The sequence below is a fragment of the Xanthomonas sp. SHU 166 genome (assembly GCF_000364685.1).
GTDB classification, from domain to species: Bacteria; Pseudomonadota; Gammaproteobacteria; order Xanthomonadales; family Xanthomonadaceae; genus Xanthomonas_A; species Xanthomonas_A sontii.
Window position 1 is genome coordinate 1 of the sequence record NZ_AQOJ01000660.1, and the last position, 1,574, is coordinate 1,574.

Sequence of the window (1,574 nt, forward strand, 5' to 3'; positions counted from 1 at the left end):
CGGCGACGACGCGCTGGTCGCGCCCGGCGCGGACGGCGAAGCGCACCAGCCCGACCTGGGCCTGCCCGCCGCGGAGACGCCCGGCGCCGACCTCGGCAAGCGGCCGAGCCAGGATTTCGACAAGATCGTTTCGCTGTATGTCGCCGCCCGCGCCGGGCAGGTGCTGCGCGGCGAGGACATCGTGGTGGCCGCGGAGAAGACCGGCCTGACCTTCGGCCACATGAACGTGTTCCACCGCCTGGTGGAAGGGCATCCCGAGCGCGGCCCGATCTTCAGCATGGCCAGCATCATGAAGCCGGGCAGCTTCGACATGGCGCACATCCGCGAGATGGAGACCCCGGCGATCGCCTTCTTCCTGACCCTGCCGGCGCCGCTGACCGCGCTCGACGCCTGGGAGAAGATGCTGCCGACCGTGCAGCGCATGGGCGAACTGCTCGACGGCGTGGTCCTGGACGACAGCCGCAACGCCCTCGGACGCCAGCGCATCGCCCACATCCGCGACGACCTGCGCGCCTACGACCGTCAGCACCAGGCGCCGCCATTGACGAAGGCGCCGCGCTGGTAGCTTGGTGCCGAGAATAGGGAAACGGGAATGGGGAATCGTAAAAGCGTATCCCCGCCTCTGACCCCCCGCGCGCTCTTCCCTTCTCCCTTCGGGAGAAGGTGCCCCCGAAGGGGGCGGATGAGGGTACGACCGCCGCCGAACGCCAGAACCCCTGGCTTTGACTCTTGCGTACCCTTATCCCGACTCTCCAAGCCTGGCGCACTGACGCCAGGCTAGTGAACCATGGACCTGTAATGGGAAGGCCAGGGCAAGCCTCTCCACGCCTCAGCCGCAAGGCAACCCGGCTTTTACGATTCCCGATTCTCCATTCCCCATTCCCGGCCCCCAAGCTACTTGCGCGCCTTAACAAACGCCTCCCGAAACCGCAGCATCTCCGCTTCGCTGCCCACGGTAACGCGCATCAGCTTCGGCCAGATCGGCCAGCTTCGGCCGACGATCACGCCTTGCTTGGCCATCGCCGCGGCGAAGGCGGTGCCGTCACGCTTGACGTCGACCATGAAGCAGTTGGCCTGCGACGGCAGGCATTTGTAGCCCTTGCTCTGCAGCCAGGCGATGGTGGCGTCGCGGATGCGCGCGTTCTCGGCGCGGCGGGTCGGCACCAGTTGCAGGTCCTGCAGGCTGGCGATGCCGGCGGCCAGCGCAGGCACCGACACCGGATTCTGGCCGAACGCGGCCAGCCTGGTCTGCAGCCCCGGCGCGGCCACCGCCAAGCCCAGGCGCAGCCCGGCCATGCCATACAGCTTGGAGAAGGTGCGCAGCACCAGCAGGTCCTGGCGCTGGCCGATCAGGTCGATCACCGACGGCTCGTCGCTGTAGTGCAGGTAGGCCTCGTCGACCAGCAGCACGCTGGACGCAGGCTTGTTGGCCAGCAGCCATTCGATGTCGGCGCGCTTGGTCACCGACCCGGTCGGGTTGTTGGGATTGCACAGGTAGATCAGTCCGGCGTTCGGATCGGCGCTGGCCATGGCCTTGACGTCGTGGGCGCCGTCGGCGCGCAGCGGCACCCGCC

General features: G+C 68.2%; 2 protein-coding genes. One reads left to right on the forward strand and one right to left on the reverse strand.

What is annotated here, in order from left to right; all coding sequences use genetic code 11:
* On the forward strand, window positions 1–565 hold a 565-nt coding region (gene zipA / locus D180_RS15730), incomplete at its 5' end, for a cell division protein ZipA (RefSeq protein ID WP_017913552.1).
* Between the two features lie 329 nt (window positions 566–894).
* On the opposite strand, the gene D180_RS15735 is transcribed toward zipA, so the two are convergent.
* A partial coding sequence (locus tag D180_RS15735) for an aminotransferase class I/II-fold pyridoxal phosphate-dependent enzyme (RefSeq protein ID WP_017913553.1) occupies window positions 895–1,574 on the reverse strand: 680 nt, incomplete at its 5' end.